The sequence below is a fragment of the Shewanella sp. SP1S2-4 genome (genome assembly GCF_031932075.1).
GTDB lineage: Bacteria > Pseudomonadota > Gammaproteobacteria > Enterobacterales > Shewanellaceae > Shewanella > Shewanella baltica.
In genome coordinates, this window is sequence record NZ_JAUOET010000014.1 from 17,689 (window position 1) to 38,119 (window position 20,431).

Below are 20,431 nucleotides of genomic sequence, written 5' to 3' on the forward strand. Positions count from 1 at the left end.
TAGCAAAACGAAAGGAGCTGACTATTCAGCTCCTTTTTTGTTTCTGCGTTTTTGCTAACATGCTGGACTCATGCTATGAGCAGTTATCATGACCTTACTAACATCATGCGGCGAAACAGCCACTCATTCGCAGATACTAATCCACTTGTTACTTATCCGCTTGATACAGCGCCTGCGTGATATATTCCGCCACGTGTTTGGCTGCGATTTCATCCATTGAGGTTAACTTGATATGGCGGCGAAATTTGCCACTGCCTTCGAGCACCTTGTGTGGATCGCTAAAGTTTGCGCCCAAACTAAACTCCAATGACACATGCTGCTTATAGGCAAACACCCCACCAAAAGCGCTCTTTGCGCTAAAGAGTATTCCGCCGTACTTCACCGTTTCAGTGATATCGAGCGAGGATGCGTCTGCAGTGGCGTTAACGGTTTGGCGCACGCCCTGCACAATTTCAAGCAAGCTCGGGCTCATAAAACCAATGTCTTCTAAGAGTTTTTCAAGTTGTCCATTCATCATCGCCTCCTGCGTAATAGCATTTTCCATAGCGGCCTTCTATCACGACCTCTTTATCATCCAATAACGATTCTTTGCTGATTGTATCCTGAGCCGTGAAGTGAATAAAACGCCATTAGCTGCTCGGTAACACAATTAATTGATTAAACCTTAATTCAGCATACCAAGTACGGCTTTAGGTCACTATGCCACGGTGCCATTACAATCAATAAAAAGGCCAAGCATCACTATGCTTGGCCTTTGGCTGGAGATGGCTAATAAACATTTAGCCGCACTAAGTCACACTTACTAACACTAACCAACGCTAAGTTAAACGAGACTAAACTACACAAAACTAAGTCACGATTACACAAAACAAAGTCACGCTAAGCAACACGGGGAACGATTCAGCTTAAAATCCCTTCACACCTTCCATATCAGGGAGATGGTGAGCAATCCCCTTGTGGCAGTCGATACAGGTCTTTTCTCCGCTCGCCAGTGACGTTGAGTGCATCTGTGACGCTCTAGGTGACTGGCGGGTAAAATCCATATAAGTGAAGTTATGGCAGTTACGGCACTCGAGCGAGTCATTGGCTTTTAATCTTTCCCATTCATGTTCAGCTAACTCACGTCGTTTACTTTCAAACTTTTCTCGGGTGTTAATCGTGCCGAAAACCTTACCCCACACTTCCTTAGATGCCTGCATCTTACGGGCGATCTTATCTGTCCAGTTATGTGGTACATGGCAATCTGGGCAGGTTGCCCGCACACCACTGCGGTTAGTGAAATGAATCGTTGTCTGTAACTCTTGATAGACGTTATTTTCCATCTCATGGCAACCGATACAGAAGGCTTCCTTGTTGGTAGCTTCAAGGGCAGTGTTAAAGCCGCCCCAGAAAATCACCCCAGCCACAAAGCCACCTAAGGTCAAAAAACCTAAACTGTAATGCACACTCGGACGATTGAGTACCTGCCAGATTTTTTTCAGTTTATCTAACATGCTAACTCCTAGTGTTTTTTCTGCTCAGCGTTGGTTTTGATCAGATGTTCCATGTCTACAAAGTCGTTTTCGACCAGTAATTTGGCATCTAACTGCGGCACATGACACTGAGTACAGAAATATCGACGCGGCGATAATTCGGCTAAGAAGTTATTATCCCTGTCCATATAGTGCGTGATACTGACCATAGGTGCTTGGGAATCCCCGATGCGACTGCGAGCATGACAGGCCATACACTTATTCACTTTAAGATCGAGCTGATAGCCGTCAATTTTGTGCGGGATCACGGGCGGCTGCATGGGATAGTTACGCACTTCCTTCACATCGGTATTACGCACGTTTTGCATCGCTGGCGGCGTCGGCTCGACATTGATAGGCGCTTGGCGCAGGGTATCAATTTTATCTTCGGGAATACTGGCGGCAGATACACTTGTCATCATTAATGCGCCAAAGGCCAGTAAACCGATCGCTGAAACTAATTTTAGGGTTTTCATCGTGTTCTCCTTAAACCTTGACGATCTTCACCGCACATTTTTTAAAGTCAGTTTGTTTTGACAAGGGATCTGTCGCATCTAATGTGACTTTATTAATGAGCTGGCTAGCATCAAACCAAGGCACAAACACTAAGCCCACAGGCGGTTTATTACGGCCACGGGTTTCAACTCGGGTCTTAATTTCACCCCGTCGTGACACCACACGAATTTCGTCACCACGGCGCAAACCGCGTTTCTTGGCATCTTCTGGATGCATAAAACACACAGCATCAGGGAAAGCACGATAAAGCTCAGGCACACGTTGGGTCATAGAACCCGAATGCCAATGTTCCAGTACTCGGCCCGTCGATAACCAAATATCATATTCTTCGTCTGGCGACTCAGCGGCGGGTTCATAGGGCAGCGCAAATATCACCGCACGGCCATCTGGTTTACCGTAAAACTCAAAACCCTTACCTGCTTTAACATAAGGATCGCTACCCTCACGGAAACGCCACTTGGTTTCCTTGCCATCCACCACAGGCCAACGCAGACCATGGGCCTCGTGATAGGCATCAAACGGCGCTAAGTCATGACCATGACCACGGCCAAAGGAGGCGTACTCTTCAAACAGACCTTTTTGCACATAGAAGCCAAAATGTTTCGCTTCATCGTTCAGATACTTAGGATCGGCATCGGCCAACGGAAACTTATCGACCTGGCCATTTTGATACAGGACTTCGAAAAGCGTTTTGCCTTTGAACTCAGGGTTCGCCGCTAATACATCCTTGGGCCACACTTCATCTGTAGTGAAACGTTTCGCAAACTCCATCAGCTGCCACAGATCCGAATGCGACTCGCCCGGCGCTTGCACCATTTGATGCCAGAACTGAGTACGGCGCTCGGCATTACCGTAAGCCCCCTCTTTCTCAACCCACATAGCAGTGGGCAAGATCAAATCGGCAGCTTGAGTAGTGACTGTAGGATAAGCATCTGATACCACGATAAAGTTGGCAGGGTTACGGTAACCCGGTAGCCCTTCTTCGTTAATGTTCGGCCCCGCCTGCATATTGTTGTTCACTTGCACCCAATAGCAGTTCAAGTCACCGTCTTTCAGGCGGCGATTTTGCTCGACAGCATGATAACCGGGTTTAGGTGGAATGATACCGCTTGGAATTTTCCACGTTTCTTCGGCACGTTTTCTGTGTTCGGGATTGGTCACCACCATGTCCGCAGGTAAACGGTGAGAGAAAGTCCCGACTTCACGGGCCGTGCCACAGGCCGATGGCTGACCTGTCAGCGAGAACGGACTGTTGCCAGGGGTAGAAATCTTACCTGTTAATAAATGGATGTTGTAAATCAGGTTGTTACACCACACACCACGGGTATGTTGGTTAAAGCCCATGGTCCAGAATGACGTCACTTTCGTATTAGGATCAGCATACAGCTTCGCCAGTTCGATCAGTTTATCTTCTGGCACGCCAGACAGTTTACTGACTTTCTCGACTGTGTATTCGGCAACAAAGGCTTTGAAGGCTTCAAAATCGATTGGCGTTGAATCACCCGCCGTTTTGACGTTTTTGGCTTTCTGTTCAAGCGGATGAGTCGGACGTAAACCGTAGCCGATATCAGTCGTGCCTTGGCGGAAATTTACGTGTTTCTTCACGAAATCCCAGTTCACTTTATCGTTTTGAATAATATAGTTAGCAATAAAGTTCAACATGGCTAAATCGGTTTGCGGGGTGAACACTATCGGTAAATCTGCCAGATCGAAGGAGCGATGCTGGAAAGTCGATAACACGGCCACTCTGACATGAGGTTCACTCAAGCGTCTGTCGGTCACTCGGCTCCACAGGATCGGGTGCATTTCGGCCATGTTCGAGCCCCAAAGCACAAACGCATCGGCGGCTTCCATATCGTCATAGCAGCCCATTGGCTCATCGATACCGAAAGTGCGCATAAAACCGACCACGGCCGACGCCATACAATGACGCGCATTAGGGTCGATATTGTTAGAGCCAAAGCCCGCCTTCATCAACTTAACGGCGGCGTAACCTTCCCACACTGTCCATTGGCCCGAACCAAACATGCCCACAGCGGTTGGGCCCTTGGCTTTAATGGTCTCTTTCCATTTTTGCGCCATGATGTCGAAGGCGCTGTCCCAGCTTATCGGCGAAAACTCGCCGTGCTTGTCGTATTTGCCATCGGTCATTCGTAGCATGGGCGTGGTTAAGCGATCGCTGCCATACATGATTTTCGACAGGAAATAACCCTTGATACAGTTAAGGCCACGGTTCACTTCACTGTTGGCATCGCCGTGGGTGGCCACCACTTTGCCGTCGCGAGTGGCGACAATCACAGAGCAGCCCGTACCACAGAAACGGCATGGAGCCTTGTTCCACTCTAATTTGGTTTGTTCTGAGCTGGTTATCAGGTTACTTGCGCCAGCGGGCAAAGCTAAACCTGCGGCCCCTGCAGCGGCGATCACCGCGTTGGCCTTAATAAAGTCACGTCTGTTCATATTCATTCTTCACCCTCTTCGAGCGTTTCACTCTGGTGGTAAACCATAGTGGCGGATAACACACCCGGAATGGCATTGATCGCTTCTATGCAGTCCATCAAGGCGCGCTGAGTCTCACCTTCGATAACCACGACCAATTTCACTTCGTTGTTGACGGAAAGTTCGGCATTTTCAATGGTCATGATCTCTTGTCTAACATCTGCCATTTTCTGCGGTAAGACCTGCACCACTAAACTGGTGATATGGAGTTCTTTGCTCATCCGACATTCCACTCTTTGTCTAATATTTGATAATAAAGCGATTAACCCGCTCCCGGCGGTCCAGTCAGGATCTGACTAAACCAAATTGCAAAGCCCAAGCCACTGACCAGCAGCACGGACAATAACGGTGCGAGAAATACGGTTAAAAAGATAAAAATTTTCAGTTCTAAGGATTTTTCTTCTGCGGTGCTAGCACTCATGCATCCTCCAAGAGGTGTGTTCCTGCCATTTTTTCGCGCTGGAACAAGCGTCAGCGGCAGGTTTTATGTATATCCGTTGCATCTTTAACTCACTCAAACATCATACCTTTTAGTTGTTAACAAACTGTATACCTCCAAATTGGTAAAGCTGAGGATGCTTGATCCAGATCATCAATTTGGCGATAGATTTAACTAGCTCATGGTTTGTAAACGATTTACTAGATTGTAATGAGGTGAATTCGGACAAAGAAGTTATTAAGGTGTGGCTAAAACATGGTCAAAGATCAGTTTTTTAGCAAGGTGAATGTTTAAAATTAGCGCTAAATATCTCCAAAGGAGTAAAGCAAACTGATTAGGGCGTGTTGACGTTTCGAGATTAAATGTTGTTTGCTCAGGTAAGTTAGTGACCGCAAAACGAGAACGACTAAAACCACAAAGTAAAAACGCCGCTAAGTAAGCTTAGCGGCGTAATGAGATAACCAAGAATAACAACTATTGAGTCGTAAATAATAAATTCACTGACCTCATATTTTTATACTTGTTGGATATGATTCAAAATGCGTTTTTCAGATATCGGATAAGCCGTGCCTAACACCTGCGCAAAACAGGAAACACGATACTCTTCAATCATCCAGCGCGCTTCAATTAACGCGGGCGGTGTCGGCTGCGATCGTGGCACTTTCGCCAATTGTGCATTCAATGCTTCCTGCACCTTGTTAATACTCTGCATATGCAAACGGTCACGAGTTGGATCGACAGGTAACTTCTCGACACGGATTTCAATCGCTTTTAAGTAACGCGCCACATCGGCTAAACGATTCCAACCGCAGGATTCAACAAACCCTTTAAACACTAATTTGTCTAATTGGCTTTGAATATCACTCATAGCAAAAGCGATATCTAAGCTAATTTTGCCCTTGAGACGCTTTTTAATGCTCTGGTATAAGGTCAAAATCTGCTCAACCTTCAGGGCAATTTGCTCTGCTGTCGGGTTGAGCTCTTGGCGAACCCAATCCTTTGCCTGCTCAAATTGGGCTTGATTACGCACATCGAGGGCTTTTTCATCCAATAATTGCTGCACAGCGGCGGCAATTATGTCATCAATCAAGATCTGCACTTGGCCAAAAGGATTGAAATACATCGCCAATTTCGCTTTATTTGGCAAAGCTTGCTGCAAATGTTTCACCGGTGATGGAATGTTTAACAGCAACAAGCGTCGCAGACCTTGGCGATGAGCATCTAAGGCTTCAAATTCATCATCAAATAATTTGATCGCAACACTGTCTTTTTTATCGATCAGCGCCGGAAACGCCCGTACTTGGTAATTGCCTTTTTGCTGCTGATATTGCTGCGGCAAATCACCAAAAGACCACTCAGTTAACGCTTCTTGCTCTATACCTTTATCCGCCACCTGACGAATGGCCTTCGCCACCACGCCCTGCAACTCGGCTTTTAAGGTATCGAGCACGCGCCCTTCGGCCACTAAGTTGTTTTTATCGTCTTCGATTTTAAAGTTCATCTGCAAATGCGCAGGGATCTGCGTTAAATCAAAATCTTCCGGCGTTATGCGCGTGCCACTCATGCGCAGCAATTGCTTGCACATGGCTTCAAGCAAACTGGCACTAAAAGGCACCATGGCCTGCACACAAGCGCGGGCATAGTCAGGCGCTGGCACAAAGTTACGTCGTAAACTCTTAGGCAAAGATTTGATCAGCGCGATGCACTTTTCTTCCCTCAGCCCCGCCACTAACCAATCAAAATCGCTATCGTCGATTTGATTCAGCAGCGCCACCGGAATGTGCACCGACACGCCGTCATCCGCCGCGGCGGGTTCAAAGTGATAACTCAGCTGCAGGCGCAAATTGCCCTTGTGCCATGTATCGGGGAAATCCAAGGTCGAAATATGGTCAGCATTGCGTTGCATTAACAGCGCTTTGCTGAAATCGAGTAAATCCGGTTGCTCGCGCTTGGCTTTTTTCCACCAGCCAAAAAACAGCTGGGCGTTGTAAATCCCCTCGGGGATCCGCGGCTCGTAAAAATCCACCAACACTTGCTCGTCCACCAAAATATCGCGGCGACGGGATTTATGCTCAAGTGATTCAATGTCTTCGAGCAGCTTTTGGTTAGCGACAAAAAACGCTTCTTGGGTTTGCAACTGCCCTTCTGCCAAAGCGCTGCGGATAAAAATCTCACGCGCTTCAACAGGATCGATGGGGCCGTATTGCACTTTGCGGCGGTGCACGACCGTCAAACCATAAAGCACTTGATTCTCAAGGGCGATAACGCTGCCAGGTTTTGCCTCAAAATGGGGCTCTACATAGCTTTTCTTAATCAAATGCGCCGCTAAGTGCTCTAGCCATTCGGGTTCGATTTTAGCGCAGCAGCGAGCGAATAAGCGCGAAGTTTCGGTAAGCTCAGCGGCCATGATCCACTTAGGGCCTTTTTTGGCCAATGGCGAACCGGGAAACACAAAGAATTTACGATTACGCGCACCTAAATACTCGTTATTGTTATCTTTAAAACCAACATGGCTCAACAAACCCGACAACAGCGCACGATGCAAGGTATCGTAACTTGGCGGCGTATCGTTTAAGCGCCATTTTAAATCGTGTACGGCTTGTTTAAGCTGGGCGTATAAATCCTGCCACTCGCGAACGCGCAAATAAGCTAAATACTCATCGCGGCATTTTTTACGGAACTGACTAGCAGATAACTCTTTTTGCTGATCTTTTAAGTGCTGCCACAGGTTAATCCAACTGACGAAATCGGAACTGGGATCGGCAAAACGACGATGGGCTTCATCACTGGCTTGCTTCTTCTCCATCGGGCGTTCGCGGGGATCTTGAATCGATAAGCCCGCAGCAATCACTAGCACTTCGTTCAAACAACCTAACTGCTGACTCTCGACCACCATACGCGCCAAACGCGGATCCACAGGAATTTGCGCCAAGTTGCGCCCAAGTGGCGTCAATACTAGCTTGCCGTGTTTGCTCTCAACCGCTTGTAATTCTTCGAGCAGCAAGAAACCATCGCGGATATGGCGTGGATCGGGTGGCTCGATAAAGGGGAAACCGGCAATATCACCTAGGCCGATGGCGAGCATCTGCAAAATGACCGAAGCCAAGTTAGTACGCAGAATCTCAGGATCGGTAAACGCCGGACGATTATTAAAATCCGCCTCATCGTACAAACGAATACAGATACCCGGTCCCACACGGCCACAACGGCCTTGGCGCTGATTGGCGCTCGCCTGTGAGATAGGTTCAATCGGTAAGCGTTGCACCTTAGTGCGATAGCTGTAGCGGCTGATACGCGCCGTACCTGGGTCGATAACATAGCGAATGCCCGGCACTGTCAGCGAGGTTTCCGCTACGTTGGTCGCTAGTACAATCCGCCTGCCTCTGTGGCTACTGAAGACTTTAGATTGCTCGCCATAGGATAAACGCGCGTACAACGGCAAAATTTCGGTATCGCGATAATTACGTCGGCTCAATTGCTCGGCCGTATCGCGAATTTCCCGCTCGCCATTCATAAAGATCAGAATGTCTCCCAGCCCTTCGGCCACCAGTTCATCGACGGCGGCAAAAATGCCTTCGATTTGATCTAAATCGGCATCGCTATCTTGCACTAAGGGGCGATAACGGGTTTCGACCGGAAAGGTGCGGCCTGAGACTTCGATAATAGGCGCATTGTTGAAATGCTTAGAAAAACGCTCAACGTCTATGGTCGCCGACGTGATAATGACTTTGAGATCGGGGCGTCTTTTAAGGATCTGTTTAAGGTAGCCCAGAATAAAATCGATATTCAGGCTGCGCTCGTGGGCCTCATCTATGATGATGGTATCGTATTGATCGAGATTGCGATCTGAGGTCAATTCCGCCAGTAAAATACCGTCGGTCATCAACTTAATATACGAGTCACTCTTAAGCGCATCGGCAAACCGCACTTTAAAGCCAACCACTTCACCGAGCGGACTGTGTAATTCTTCAGCGACTCGGCTCGCCACGCTGCGCGCAGCCAATCGTCTTGGCTGGGTGTGGCCAATCATGCCGCGGCAGCCTAAGCCAAGTTCTAAACAAATTTTGGGAAGCTGCGTGGTTTTACCTGAGCCCGTTTCACCGGCAATGATCACCACTTGATTGCCCGCAATCGCACGCGCAATATCATCGCGCATCAAAGAAACGGGAAGGTTTTCAGGATAGTGGATTTTAGGGCGAGCATTACGACGCTGCTCAACCTTCTCAAACGCCGCCTGCGCTTGCTCACTCAGCTGGGCTAAGACTTGGGTCTTTTTATCTGAGTCGGCTTCTTTATTGAGCTTAAATAAACGACGACGGATCCTAGACGCATCAGCCTGATAACAAAGATTAAGAAAGGCGTTCGATAGCGGATGTTTGTCTGAGTTCAAATCCAAATTCCATTGCTAGCATCAAAAACGGCGATCCTAGCAAGGAAAGTGGCGCAATGGTATTGCTAATTTACTCTGCACTCAGGATAAAGGCTGTCAGATTATCTCCACTGCGGCTCAGATTAAACTGGTGACAGATAACATTGTTGCATATAGATATTCATCGCTTTGAGCACATTAGTGCGATTTATCGTGCCAATCACTTTACCGTGTTCAACTACAGGATAAACCTTAGGTTTAGGCCCGAGCATTTGTTCAGCGAGTTGCAAAATACTGTCATCAGGCCCGACAAACAGTACTTCAGTACGCATACAATCCTTCACCACTGAGGTCATATCGCAGTGATAGCTACTTTTGATCATCACAGCCAGACAATCCTGCTGGGATAAAAAGCCCACCAAATCGCCCACCTCATCAACCACAGCGGCGCCCATTTTATTATTATCTAACAGCTTTTCGACCGCGGTCGCCAGCGACATATTCGCGCGCAGTAACACGGGCTGACGATCCATATGGTCACGAATCTTAATTAAGTCCATAGTCTTCCCCTCGAATTAACCCTACGTTTGAAGTCTAGTCAAAATATCGGCAAGGATGTGCGATTTATATCGATTGCGCTTATCGAGTGTGTAAACCGAATGTCAAAAAGTGCTGACAGAATAGAAAGAAACAACAAACGGATACACAGCACGACGAAATAATTAATGTCTCGTTAAGTGCTAGACGAAGCTGCTGATCCGGCGAACTTGGCGGCGTCTTGTACGGCTTGCAAGTCCTCTTCGATATCAAGCACTTTTTGTGAACGCTTCAGCGCCAGCCGCCCGTGGTACTCGGCCGCCGCGCGTATTTCCCCGTCACCACTGGATGCTAACGATTCAAGCGCTTTCTGTAGCCGTACAGCGACTTCCACCACTCCCGCGCCGTCTCTGGCTATGGCGGTAAACGCATCATCAAACATGTCCTGCACACAAACGTGAGGGACTTCAATGCGATCGCACTCTGGCGCGGGTTTGTCATCAACTGCCGCGGGTTCACCCCATAGCGTAAACAGCCATACCAGTGTGCCTATGATGCAAATGGCCGTACCTGGGTCATTGACCGCGGGTGATAAGGCGCGGCCAGCGATTTCCGACAGTACCACCAACCCAAATCTCGGATCGTCGTCAAAAAGACGGGTATCACCAATCTGGAATGACTCGGCAACACAGGTGCAATCAATCTCAGTCTGCTCCGCACCATCGGCGCTAATGTATGCCAATGGTCGATTGGGCGTGGCGAACGTGCCCGGCAAGGCTGCAATCACGACTCGCACCTCGTTTTTCTCTGCCCAGCGCTGTATCGCGGCAATATTAATGTACTGAACATAACCGACGTTAGCCGCGTACACGGCTCGTCCACGCGCTTGGGGACGCACTGAAACGCCGCCAAGATGTGGTTTTTGGTGTCGCCGTCTAAGTGCATCGGCAGTCGCCTTTTCAACTTTCTCGATTGTGGTTGCCATGCGGCCAAGACGAGCGATGCGATCCACCCAACGTACAAAGGTAAAGATCACCATGCCGAAGATAAACGCGGTCAACAGTAAGAGGATAAACAGACCTGCCGTTTGAAAGTAATCATTTTTGACCGCAGTGAGTGCCACAATACTGAAGATAAATGCCCCAACAAAGGTCGATAGCGCATTTTGAGAGGCATCATCGGCGACAACTAAAATAAATGAACGTGGTGTTGCCGTGTTAGCCGCCGAAGCATAGGCCGAGACCATAGAACCCACGGAAAAAGTGGCGATAACCAGCATGCTGGAAGCCATGACGGATAACAGCGCCTCGATGGAGGCCGATGACACCTTAGGTGCAATCTCAACAAGCTCAGTGCCATCAGCCAATTTTGCGACAAAGGCGACTGCAATCGATAATAGGCAAACAAGCAGTGGTTTAACCCAAAGTCGATGACGAAACCGATTGAGGAAAACCCTGACGCGGTCGGTTAACACGGTAGAAATCATGTAAATATCCTTTACGCTGAGTGCAACCTCATGCAGACGCGATGAGTTCGCTGGACACAAACTGCAGCTTTTTGACTGTGAGTTAAGTACGGCTTTGCGTTTGATGATTGTACGTCTAATGAAATCAAACAAAGCTATGATACGCACATGGCATTGATTAATTGTAATAGCTCAAACCTATCAGCTTCTTATTCACTCTTAAAGCAAAAAACCGTTAGCAAAAAGCGAGTGCCACTTTCGCAGCACTCGCTTTTTAAGGTTTCTGAGTCATGTTTCTGTGAGATATTTCTAAGCTATTTTTTACATCAACTTGTAAACAATCTTGTAAGCAATAGCAGTCACGAACCAACGGCTTCTACAATTCAAGTTATTGGTCTTGCCAAATCAGCACTTGGGCGGGTTCGCCATTGCTACGGGTAGCGCGGTACATGCCTTCGGTATTAAATGGCGTAGCGATATTACCGCGCTGATCGACGGCAATCACGCCGCCCGAACCACCAGCAGTAATAAGACGTTGATTGATCACTTCATCGGCGGCTTGAATAATGGATTTCTGCTGGTATTTCACTTTGGCACAAATATCCCCCGCCACTTGATAGCGAATAAAGAACTCACCGTGTCCGGTTGCCGATACGGCGCACACCCCATTTTCAGCATAGGTGCCGGCACCTATCACAGGGGAATCTCCAATGCGGCCGAAGCGTTTTGCCGTCATGCCGCCGGTTGAGGTACCAGCAGCTAAGTTGCCATTTTTGTCTAAGGCGACGGCGCCTACGGTACCAAATTTGTAATCGAGATCTTTCATCTCAACACTCGCGACTTGCTCTGATTTAGCCGCAGCTTGCAGCTTTTGCCGAGCGTCGAGTAATTGCTGATAACGCTCGTCAGTATCAAAATGACTGTTTGGCACTAAGCTAAAGCCTTGAGTCAGGGCAAATTCTTCTGCACCTGCGCCCGATAGCATCACATGTTCAGACTTATTCATCACGGCTAAAGCGAGATCAATGGGATTGGCGATATGGCGCACTCCAGCAATTGCGCCAGCATTCATGGTTTTGCCATCCATAATAGAGGCATCTAATTCATGTCCGCCGTCATAGGTGTAAACCGCGCCGATACCTGCATTGAACAGAGCACTATTTTCGAGAATATTAATGGCGGTTTGCACCGCGACTAAACTATCACCGCCCTCTTCTAACACTTTTGAGCCTTTATCGACCGCTTCCTTTAACTTATCTTTGTAGACTTGGCGTTGTTCAGGGGTGAGATTAGCCTTAGAAATCGTGCCAGCGCCGCCGTGGATCGCAATGGCGAACGGTTTGTCAGTGGCCAAGGTGTTGTGTGACATAAAAAGTAGACCCGAAATAATTAAACTAAAGGTGGCTAATTTTGTTTTCATTCTTTACATCCCCTTAAAAAGTAGCGTCCTTTGTACCCATTTCATCGTGTAATTTCAATCATCTCCTTGCCTGTTGGTTTTATTCTGGCGACAATGATGCCACATCACAGGGACTATAAAGTGCAGCCATTTTTGCAAATCACCTCACATTACTTTCGTTTTTGCTTATTTCTGAGTCTGATTTCAGTCACATCCGTCGCTGCGGCGGCAGATGAATTTATTAAATTATCTGTCACAGGCGTGAATGAAGCTCTGCAACGTAACATAGTTGCGCACTTAGGCACCTTACCCGAGTCCGAGGTGCAGCGCCGTGCCTTTCTGTTTAATGTCGAAGACAATGTCAGCACAGCCTTAGAATCCATGGGTTACTACCATGGTGAAGTGGAAGAAAAACTGACGGAACATGATAAGGGCCCTTGGGAGCTGAAACTGGAGATCACTGCTGGTGAGCCGACCATAGTGCAATGGGTCGATATTAACTTCAGTGGTGAAATGCTTGATGATCGCGCCTTCGATCAATGGCTGGCTAAGGTCAACCTAAAGCCTGGCGATGTGCTAAACCACGGTGTATATAGCGACGTCAAATCGCAGCTGGTCACCTTAGCTTTAGCCCGAGGTTACTTCGATGGTGAATTTACGGAATCACAGATTAAAGTTAACCGCGACATCAACACCGCGCAGGTAAGTTTGCATTTTGACTCTGGCAAACGTTATAAATTTGGCCAAGTCAGCTTCGAAGGCCATACTTTAGAACCTGAAATTTTAGAAAAACTTATTCCCTTTAAAGAAGGCGCTTCCTACTCGACTCGCCGTGTGGGCGCGCTGAATCGCCAGTTATTAGACACGGGCTATTTCGCCAATATTAAAGTGATCCCGCAAATCGACGGTGTCGAAGATAGTCATATTCCGGTGCTGGTCGAATTAACCCCTAAGGCAAGCCACGCCATTGAGCTCGGTTTTGGTGGTGATATTGGTAAGACAGACCAAGCTTTCGACCCAAGGGTGCGCGTCACTTGGCGCACGCCACAAATCAATAAATACGGCCATTCACAGGAAACCAGCCTCGAATGGTCACCGGATAGACCTAAGTTATTAACCACTTATACTATCCCCTTGACACATCCCTTAGATGATCAATTAAAAATCCGCGTCGGTTTACTGCGGGATAAATACGGTGTGACCCAAGTGTATGACGCCGAGAATCGCGATTTTAGTAACACTGGTCAGCTTGAATCGACTAAATACCTTATTGGACTATTGCGCCAACAAAGACTCGAAAATCAGTGGCTAATGAATTATTCACTTGAGGCTATTCGCGAAGAATACACCCAGTCTGATGTCGATTATATGCCGTCGTTTTATCTGGCTGGGATCAACTTTTCGCGAACGACGCGGGGTGATAATTCACTCGATCCTAAGTCTGGTTTCAGACAGATTTACAGCCTAGATTATGCCGATCCCAATTTAGGCTCAGAAACCCGCTTAGCGCGCCTTCAAGCCAAATTTAAATGGATTGATACCTTCTTCGACAATCACAGGATTGTTGCGCGTATCGATTTAGCCGCCAACTTAGCCAACGAGAATGATCTGGCTTCTATCCCGCCTTCGCTGCGCTATTTTGCCGGTGGTGATCAAAGTGTACGGGGTTATGGTTATCAAGAATTGGGGCCCTATTTAGATTATGTCGCAGATGATGGCAAAACCAATCGCGAGGTCATAGGTGGCCGCTATTTAATGGTCGGCAGTTTAGAATATCAATATTATGTAACCCCCACTTGGCGGGTCGGTACCTTTATCGATGCGGGTAACGCCTTCGATAATAATCAATTTGAACCTGTTGTCTCTGTCGGTGGCGGTATCCATTGGATCTCCCCCATCGGCCCAATCAAACTGGATTTAGGGGTTGGATTGAAAGAAACCGATACCATTGAAAGATCATGGCGTATTCACCTGACCATGGGGACCGATCTATGAGCCAGCCCCCAGAGCATAATAAGCCAACAGAGCAAGACGTAATAGACAGCCCTATCACCGAAGTCACTGAAGCTATTGCGAATTCTGTCAACCAATCTGTGTCATTCATCCAAAAACTGTGGCGGCAGTTCAAACTCTGGACTCGAATTATCATCTATGTGCCATTAGGGCTTTTAGTATTAATCGCCCTATTACTCGGCACTGAGTTTGGCTCGCGCATCACAGTAGGCTTAGCCGATCAATTTGTGCCCGATCTTGATCTCACTTACACCTCAGGTTCCATTAATAAAGACTTAGCCCTGTCCCATGCGTCTTGGTCTATGGCGGGCATCAAGGTGCAACTTGAGGATCTGCATTTACTGTGGCAACCCGCCTGTTTACTACAAAAACGTTTATGTGTTAATGGCTTATCTGCGGCCAAAGTCGATGTGACTATTGATACCTTAGCCCTGTCTGCCGACACAAACGAAACCCCGATAGTGCCGCTCGATGAAGCGCCCAGCGAGCTGCAATTACCCTTTGATATCGTATTAGATTCTGCTGAACTCAACGCTGTGAATATCCAAGTGGATGAGATGCAATTTGCGGCGAGTCGCCTTAACGCTGAAGCGCAGTGGTTTGCCGAAGGCTTATCGGTTAAGCAGCTTTCCAGTGAAGGATTGTTTGTGCTGATCCCCACAGCAACCGATACCGCACAAACGAACCAAGCTGCGACAACGACGGCTTCTAACGCCGACACAGCCGCGAGTACGACACCCAACACAGCGGCCAGCACAACAGCCAATGCAACACCTGATCCATCGGCCAACTCGCCGGCAAAAGACAAGCCCGTAAAAGACAATAATGCTGAATGGGCCCTAGCGCATTTGCCACAAGTGTTTATGCCTTTTCCTGTGACGGTCAATGCCCTCACGCTTGATAACACCACGCTGCAAATCGGCGATCGTAAAGATGTCTTTAGCCATGCCGAGCTGCAAGGTCATTTCCGCGAATATCAATTGACCTTAGATCATCTTGCCATCAGCCATACAGATGGCAGCGCGGATATCACAGGCAGTTTAACGCTCGATAACGATTATCCACTCGATTTAGAAGCCAACCTCACCCTTAACCAATTAGCCGAATTACCTGAGCTGACTCACCAAGCGCTAGATATAAAGCTGAGCCAAAGCTTAGGGCAATTGCAGGTAAACGCTGTCGCCAAGGGCGATGCCGACTTCAAGCTAGATGGGCAGATAACGCTTCGCGATCCTAACCTGCCCTACAAGGTAAAACTTGAACAGACACGGCTGCAGTGGCCGCTAAAAAGCCCTCAGTACTCAGTCAGTGATGTGGCACTGGAAAGTCAAGGTGATCTCAATCGTCAAGAGGCAAGCCTTAAAGGCCAGCTGACAACGCCGTTTCACAAAGTACTCACCATAGACACTAGCCTTCAGCATCAAGATGCGAAGTTAACCATTAATAATCTTGATGCAACGGGCGCGATTGGTCAGGTCAAGCTCACGGGCGAACTCGATTGTCAAAAAGCCATTCGCTGGAACGCCAATCTCTGGCTCAATGACGTAAAACTGCAGGAAGTACAACTACCACAAACGGATACGGCGCAAATAGCAACCAGTCTACCGGACAGTTTGATTTCAGGAAAATTACGCACTCAAGGCTCATTTGCTGATCCTCACTGGCAAGTCTCCCTGAACGACACTGAGCTCACGGGCACTCTGCAAGGTTATCCCTTCGATATCACAGGGGATATCAATGTGAATGATTCCCTGTATGTCAGTGCTAAGGGGCTGAACGCCAAAGTACTGGGCTCGACTCTGGCACTCAAAGGCGAAGCCAACGCCAACTGGGATCTACAGGGTGAGCTGCAAGTACCCGACTTCGGTCTGTGGTTGCCTAAGGCCAGCGGCCAATTGCAGGCGCAAATTAATGTCACAGGGGATGAGAAGCACCCTCAAGTTGAACTCACCGCCCAACTCGCTGAACTGTTTTATCAAAACATTAAACTGCGAGAATCCAACTTAAAGGCCTATTACAAGCCGCTAGAACAACATGAATTTGCTATCTCGCTGAAATCAAAAGCCTTACAGATTGCGGATCAGAATGTAGATACAGTGACGCTTGGGGCGAAAGGCACGATTGACGCTCAAAAGCTGACCCTGAATGCCACGGGCGATCTCGGTCTCGATACCACAGTGAGTAGCCAATACGATGTGAAAAAATCGCGACTACGGCTCGATGTCGAACGTCTAAATCTCAATACCCCCGTTGGCCTATGGCAGCTCGATAACGCCATTAATCTCGCTTGGGATCAAAACAAAAATCAGGGCAGCATCACGCCGTTTTGCCTCATGAACCCGAACAGCCGCATCTGCCTAAATAGCGAGACGACAATCGGCAAAAAAGGCAGCGCGCAGGTGAGCTATTCGGGTAATCCGGGGCAATTACTCGTACCGATATTACCAACGAATATGCGCTGGGATGGTCCTGCCTCATTGTTAGCTAATTTTGCTTGGGCTGCGGGTCGTAAACCCACTGCCGATGTGAACTTTGATTTTGCCCCTGGCAGTATCATGCTCAAACGGGATAAGAATCGTGAAGTCACCATTAATTACCAACATCTGTCATTGCTGGCGACCTTAGATGCTAAACGGCTTGCAACAGTATTAAATTTTGAATCTGAAGGCGTGGCCAGTTGGCAGAGTGAGATCAACGTTAATGTCACCCCAGATCGTGCGCTCTCAGGTTTTGCCAATATCAAGCAAATCAACTTACAACCACTGGGAGAATTTTTCCCGCAACTCAATACGGTACAAGGCTTGCTGACCAGTCAGCTTAACTTTGCGGGCAGTCTAGAGGCCCCAGAAGTATCGGGAAGCATGGCCTTAACGGAGGGCGCCTTAGCCCTGACGGCAAACCCGACGCTAATCGACAAAATTGACCTGTCTATGTCGTTCGCGGGTCAACAAGCCCAGCTCAAAGGCCGCTGGATGATGGGTAATGGCTTGGGCAGGGTAAATGGTCAACTGCAATGGCCCCAAGGTCAATTTAGTGGCGAATTAGCCCTCGAAGGCGATAAGCTCGCCGTGATCCAACCGCCACTGGCTATCCTCGATGTTTCACCCGATATCAATTTAAGCTTCAATAGTAAGCAACTGGCAGTAAAAGGAAAAATTGCCGTCCCTTCTGGCAATATTAAAATTGTGCCATTAGCAGAAGGCGGTATCGCCACCTCAGAGGACGTGGTCTTTGACGATTCCATTGCCGCTATGCAACCTAAAACCAGCCCCTATGCCGTCGTGGCCGATCTGAATATCAGTGTAGGCAACGAGCTCAGAATTGATGGCATGGGTCTCAAAGGTAAGCTGCAAGGAACCTTAAAGCTGCAACAACAAGCGTTCCGTCCGCCTTTGCTCTTCGGTAATATCAAGGTCAATCAGGGCAGTTACAAATTTATGGGCCAAACCCTGAAGATCCGTACCGGCGAAGTGCAGTTTGTGGGGCCAACGTCAGTGCCAAACTTAAATATTGAGGCAATACGCGAGATTAAGAGTGAAGACTTAGTCGCAGGTGTGCGCGTTACTGGCACTCCCGCCCGCCCTGTGGTGACCCTGTTCTCTAACCCCGCTAAAGAGCAGGCTGAAATCTTGTCTTACATTATTAAAGGCAGTGGTTTTAACAGTGCCAACAATGAGCAAAATAACTCGTTGATGATGGGCGCGGCCTTAGGTTTAGGCTCGCAGGTGGGCGGCGGCGCAATAAATAATATAGGTAATACTGCGACCGGATTAATAGAAGAGTTTGGTTTCTCTAACGTGCAACTCGACACCAACGATGAAGGCCGTGTGGCGATCAGTGGCTTTATCGGCGAGAACTTGATGGTGAAATACGGGGTAGGCGTGTTTAACCCTGGCTATGAGATGACGGTCAGATATTACCTGCTCTCACAGCTTTATCTCGAAACCGTATCGGGTACTTTAGGGCAATCTCTTGATATCTATTACAACTTTAATATCAAGTAGCAAGATTAAGACTCGGGTGGAGTGTCGATACACTCTGCCTATCTATGATAAGTCTTTGGCAACAATAAAATGAGTCACGCCGATCCATCAGATGAAAATCAGCCACAAAAAAAGCGCCCTTAGGCGCTTTTTTGCTTCAGTTACGACAATTAAGCGTAAACGAAGTCAACATGTTCAATGATTGGCTTGAACACGTGGCGTTGCATAGCTTGTGCGCGTACACCCACTTCTTTACCATCAACAACGATAGTTAGAGTTGAAGTGTAGAAATCAGCGTTAGCTTGAATGTTGATGATATCTTTGTGATCAAAAACAATAGAAACTGGCTCTTTGCCTTGGCCATAAATAACAGCAGGAACTTTACCAGCATGGCGTAGGCGGCGGCTCGAACCTTTCCCTATTTCAGTGCGGGTTTGTGCTTGGATAGTGTAAGACATGTGTTTCTCACTTAAATTTAGAGTAAAAAGTTGCCGACATTTTCGACCAATGACGGCTCATATAAAGCGCGCGAATACTAACATAGATACCCAAGGCACACAAGAATCCTGCACCCCACCAATTTTTAAGCCGCTGCGTTAGTAAAAAAGGTAGCTATTTATCAAATTGAAGAACTTGTATCTTGACTGTTACAGCTGAGAAAAGGCTTTGATCTCAAACAAAAAACACGCGATCTAGATCACACTGGGAAATTAAGAAGCCTGATAAGCTCGGGCAAATTTCGATAACTGCTGTGTCAAAAAATGCGTCATGCACTATACCAGTTACAACAAGAAAACAGACTTTCATGCCAACTGGCCCGTGAACTTATCTCACTTATCGAAACCGTTCCTTACCAGCAAAATACCCTCGAATTAAAATTCTTAGAATTGCTCGCTTGTGCGCAACAGAAAAACCGCAGCTTAATATTACTCATGCAGGTTGTTGAGTCGGTCGATATTGAATTACAAAGACAAAGACAGTATCAATTCTCACAACATTTAAGTTTATTGATTTGTGATTGGCAACAACACAGAGAAATGAACAAACTTAACCAGCAATTTATCCCGCTGCTGAGGCATTACCTGACAGAGTCTCAAACCCTAGAGCAAAGATTCTATCAACGAGTCCAACAACAAATCATTCAAGCTACCAATGTCGTACTGGCCCACAATCGACATGCACAAAGCCAGAGCTAGGATAGTAACCCACGCCTCCCAGTTTTAAGGATAAAGCCGCGTCTCTGAGGGTTTTAAGCTTAACGTTTGGGATCGCAATATCCATAGCCATACCGCGCATGTGATAACTCTTTTTTGCCACGCCGCCACTGTTGCTCGCTAGCATGGCATTGGTTTTGGGTGAACGGTAACCAGAAATCACATGGATTTCATCGTCGACATTCAACGTCGTTTTAAGTGAATAGAGTAAATCGAATAAACGTTTATCCATGGGCGCTGCCACATTCTGACGGTGATCGCGCAATAAATGGCTGAAATCGTCTAATACCTTACTTTGATAATGACCATCAACCCAGTAACTGCCATCGTCGCGTTCACCGGTATGGCGATTAAACAAACTTAACTCACGGCTCCCTTTGGTTGAACGACTGGCTACTGCTTTTGAGGGAATAAAAGAACATAATGCCACACCACTTAGGCCTAACAATAACTGCCTACGGGCAGGACATATCAAAGTCACATGAT

15 protein-coding genes are annotated in these 20,431 nt (G+C 47.6%); 3 read left to right on the plus strand and 12 right to left on the minus strand.

Going from position 1 to position 20,431, the window contains the following annotated elements; all coding sequences use genetic code 11:
* Window positions 1-148 precede the first annotated feature (148 nt).
* The 10 genes from Q4Q52_RS13680 to Q4Q52_RS13725 all read right to left on the minus strand — a co-directional run bounded on the left by Q4Q52_RS13680 (window position 149) and on the right by Q4Q52_RS13725 (window position 12,756).
* Complete coding sequence (locus Q4Q52_RS13680) at window positions 149-514, minus strand: DUF1801 domain-containing protein (protein ID WP_311905746.1); 366 nt, start codon at window positions 512-514, stop codon at window positions 149-151.
* 391 nt (window positions 515-905) lie between these two features.
* Window positions 906-1,493 carry a cytochrome c3 family protein gene (locus tag Q4Q52_RS13685; protein WP_063882789.1) on the minus strand — a complete coding sequence of 196 codons (588 nt, stop codon included), beginning with the start codon at window positions 1,491-1,493 and terminating at the stop codon, window positions 906-908.
* Between the two features lie 8 nt (window positions 1,494-1,501).
* On the minus strand, window positions 1,502-1,987 hold the full coding sequence (locus tag Q4Q52_RS13690; RefSeq protein WP_311990861.1) for a nitrate reductase cytochrome c-type subunit: 486 nt from the start codon (window positions 1,985-1,987) through the stop codon (window positions 1,502-1,504).
* 10 nt (window positions 1,988-1,997) lie between these two features.
* The gene (gene napA / locus Q4Q52_RS13695) at window positions 1,998-4,487 is read right to left on the minus strand and encodes a nitrate reductase catalytic subunit NapA (RefSeq protein WP_311990894.1); all 2,490 of its coding nucleotides are present in this window, start codon (window positions 4,485-4,487) and stop codon (window positions 1,998-2,000) included.
* 2 nt (window positions 4,488-4,489) lie between these two features.
* Window positions 4,490-4,747: a chaperone NapD gene (locus Q4Q52_RS13700; protein ID WP_006086429.1), complete on the minus strand. Its 258-nt coding sequence runs from the start codon at window positions 4,745-4,747 to the stop codon at window positions 4,490-4,492.
* Between the two features lie 41 nt (window positions 4,748-4,788).
* Complete coding sequence (locus Q4Q52_RS13705; RefSeq protein WP_028760147.1) at window positions 4,789-4,947, minus strand: nitrate reductase; 159 nt, start codon at window positions 4,945-4,947, stop codon at window positions 4,789-4,791.
* Window positions 4,948-5,479: 532 nt separating this feature from the next.
* Complete coding sequence (gene hrpA, locus Q4Q52_RS13710) at window positions 5,480-9,355, minus strand: ATP-dependent RNA helicase HrpA (protein ID WP_409373430.1); 3,876 nt, start codon at window positions 9,353-9,355, stop codon at window positions 5,480-5,482.
* A 122-nt stretch (window positions 9,356-9,477) separates the two neighbouring features.
* Window positions 9,478-9,894 carry a CBS domain-containing protein gene (locus Q4Q52_RS13715; protein ID WP_311905734.1) on the minus strand — a complete coding sequence of 139 codons (417 nt, stop codon included), beginning with the start codon at window positions 9,892-9,894 and terminating at the stop codon, window positions 9,478-9,480.
* A 173-nt stretch (window positions 9,895-10,067) separates the two neighbouring features.
* Window positions 10,068-11,357, minus strand: coding sequence for a DUF2254 domain-containing protein (locus Q4Q52_RS13720; RefSeq protein ID WP_311990863.1), 1,290 nt, complete (start codon window positions 11,355-11,357; stop codon window positions 10,068-10,070).
* A gap of 367 nt (window positions 11,358-11,724) precedes the next feature.
* On the minus strand, window positions 11,725-12,756 hold the full coding sequence (locus Q4Q52_RS13725) for an isoaspartyl peptidase/L-asparaginase (protein WP_311990864.1): 1,032 nt from the start codon (window positions 12,754-12,756) through the stop codon (window positions 11,725-11,727).
* A 120-nt stretch (window positions 12,757-12,876) separates the two neighbouring features.
* On the opposite strand from Q4Q52_RS13725, the gene Q4Q52_RS13730 reads away from it, so the two are divergent.
* Together Q4Q52_RS13730 and Q4Q52_RS13735 are read left to right on the plus strand one after the other, a co-directional pair.
* Window positions 12,877-14,730, plus strand: a complete 1,854-nt coding sequence (locus Q4Q52_RS13730) for an autotransporter assembly complex family protein (RefSeq protein ID WP_311990865.1) — start codon at window positions 12,877-12,879, stop codon at window positions 14,728-14,730.
* Complete coding sequence (locus tag Q4Q52_RS13735; RefSeq protein ID WP_311990866.1) at window positions 14,727-18,752, plus strand: translocation/assembly module TamB domain-containing protein; 4,026 nt, start codon at window positions 14,727-14,729, stop codon at window positions 18,750-18,752. The genes Q4Q52_RS13730 and Q4Q52_RS13735 overlap by 4 nt, the downstream gene beginning before the upstream one ends.
* 149 nt (window positions 18,753-18,901) lie before the next feature.
* Here Q4Q52_RS13735 and rplY read toward each other — a convergent pair whose 3' ends face one another.
* Window positions 18,902-19,189 carry a 50S ribosomal protein L25 gene (rplY, locus tag Q4Q52_RS13740; RefSeq protein WP_028760163.1) on the minus strand — a complete coding sequence of 96 codons (288 nt, stop codon included), beginning with the start codon at window positions 19,187-19,189 and terminating at the stop codon, window positions 18,902-18,904.
* A gap of 303 nt (window positions 19,190-19,492) precedes the next feature.
* Between rplY and Q4Q52_RS13745 the strand changes: the two genes are divergently transcribed.
* A complete protein-coding gene (locus Q4Q52_RS13745; RefSeq protein WP_311990867.1) occupies window positions 19,493-19,927 on the plus strand; it encodes a hypothetical protein in 435 nt (144 codons plus the stop codon).
* Here Q4Q52_RS13745 and Q4Q52_RS13750 read toward each other — a convergent pair.
* On the minus strand, window positions 19,878-20,426 hold the full coding sequence (locus tag Q4Q52_RS13750) for a DUF882 domain-containing protein (RefSeq protein ID WP_311990868.1): 549 nt from the start codon (window positions 20,424-20,426) through the stop codon (window positions 19,878-19,880). The two genes, Q4Q52_RS13745 and Q4Q52_RS13750, sit on opposite strands and share 50 nt — an antisense overlap.
* Window positions 20,427-20,431: the final 5 nt, after the last annotated feature.

What these genes read in the sequence shown, in the direction of transcription:
- Q4Q52_RS13680 (WP_311905746.1), bottom strand. Translation starts at nt 514, where the DNA reads ATGAATGGACAACTTGAAAAACTCTTAGAAGACATTGGTTTTATGAGC.
- Q4Q52_RS13685 (WP_063882789.1), bottom strand. Translation starts at nt 1,493, where the DNA reads ATGTTAGATAAACTGAAAAAAATCTGGCAGGTACTCAATCGTCCGAGT.
- Q4Q52_RS13690 (WP_311990861.1), bottom strand. Translation starts at nt 1,987, where the DNA reads ATGAAAACCCTAAAATTAGTTTCAGCGATCGGTTTACTGGCCTTTGGC.
- napA (WP_311990894.1), bottom strand. Translation starts at nt 4,487, where the DNA reads ATGAACAGACGTGACTTTATTAAGGCCAACGCGGTGATCGCCGCTGCA.
- Q4Q52_RS13700 (WP_006086429.1), bottom strand. Translation starts at nt 4,747, where the DNA reads ATGAGCAAAGAACTCCATATCACCAGTTTAGTGGTGCAGGTCTTACCG.
- Q4Q52_RS13705 (WP_028760147.1), bottom strand. Translation starts at nt 4,947, where the DNA reads ATGAGTGCTAGCACCGCAGAAGAAAAATCCTTAGAACTGAAAATTTTT.
- Q4Q52_RS13715 (WP_311905734.1), bottom strand. Translation starts at nt 9,894, where the DNA reads ATGGACTTAATTAAGATTCGTGACCATATGGATCGTCAGCCCGTGTTA.
- Q4Q52_RS13720 (WP_311990863.1), bottom strand. Translation starts at nt 11,357, where the DNA reads ATGATTTCTACCGTGTTAACCGACCGCGTCAGGGTTTTCCTCAATCGG.
- Q4Q52_RS13725 (WP_311990864.1), bottom strand. Translation starts at nt 12,756, where the DNA reads ATGAAAACAAAATTAGCCACCTTTAGTTTAATTATTTCGGGTCTACTT.
- Q4Q52_RS13735 (WP_311990866.1), top strand. Translation starts at nt 14,727, where the DNA reads ATGAGCCAGCCCCCAGAGCATAATAAGCCAACAGAGCAAGACGTAATA.
- rplY (WP_028760163.1), bottom strand. Translation starts at nt 19,189, where the DNA reads ATGTCTTACACTATCCAAGCACAAACCCGCACTGAAATAGGGAAAGGT.
- Q4Q52_RS13745 (WP_311990867.1), top strand. Translation starts at nt 19,493, where the DNA reads ATGCGTCATGCACTATACCAGTTACAACAAGAAAACAGACTTTCATGC.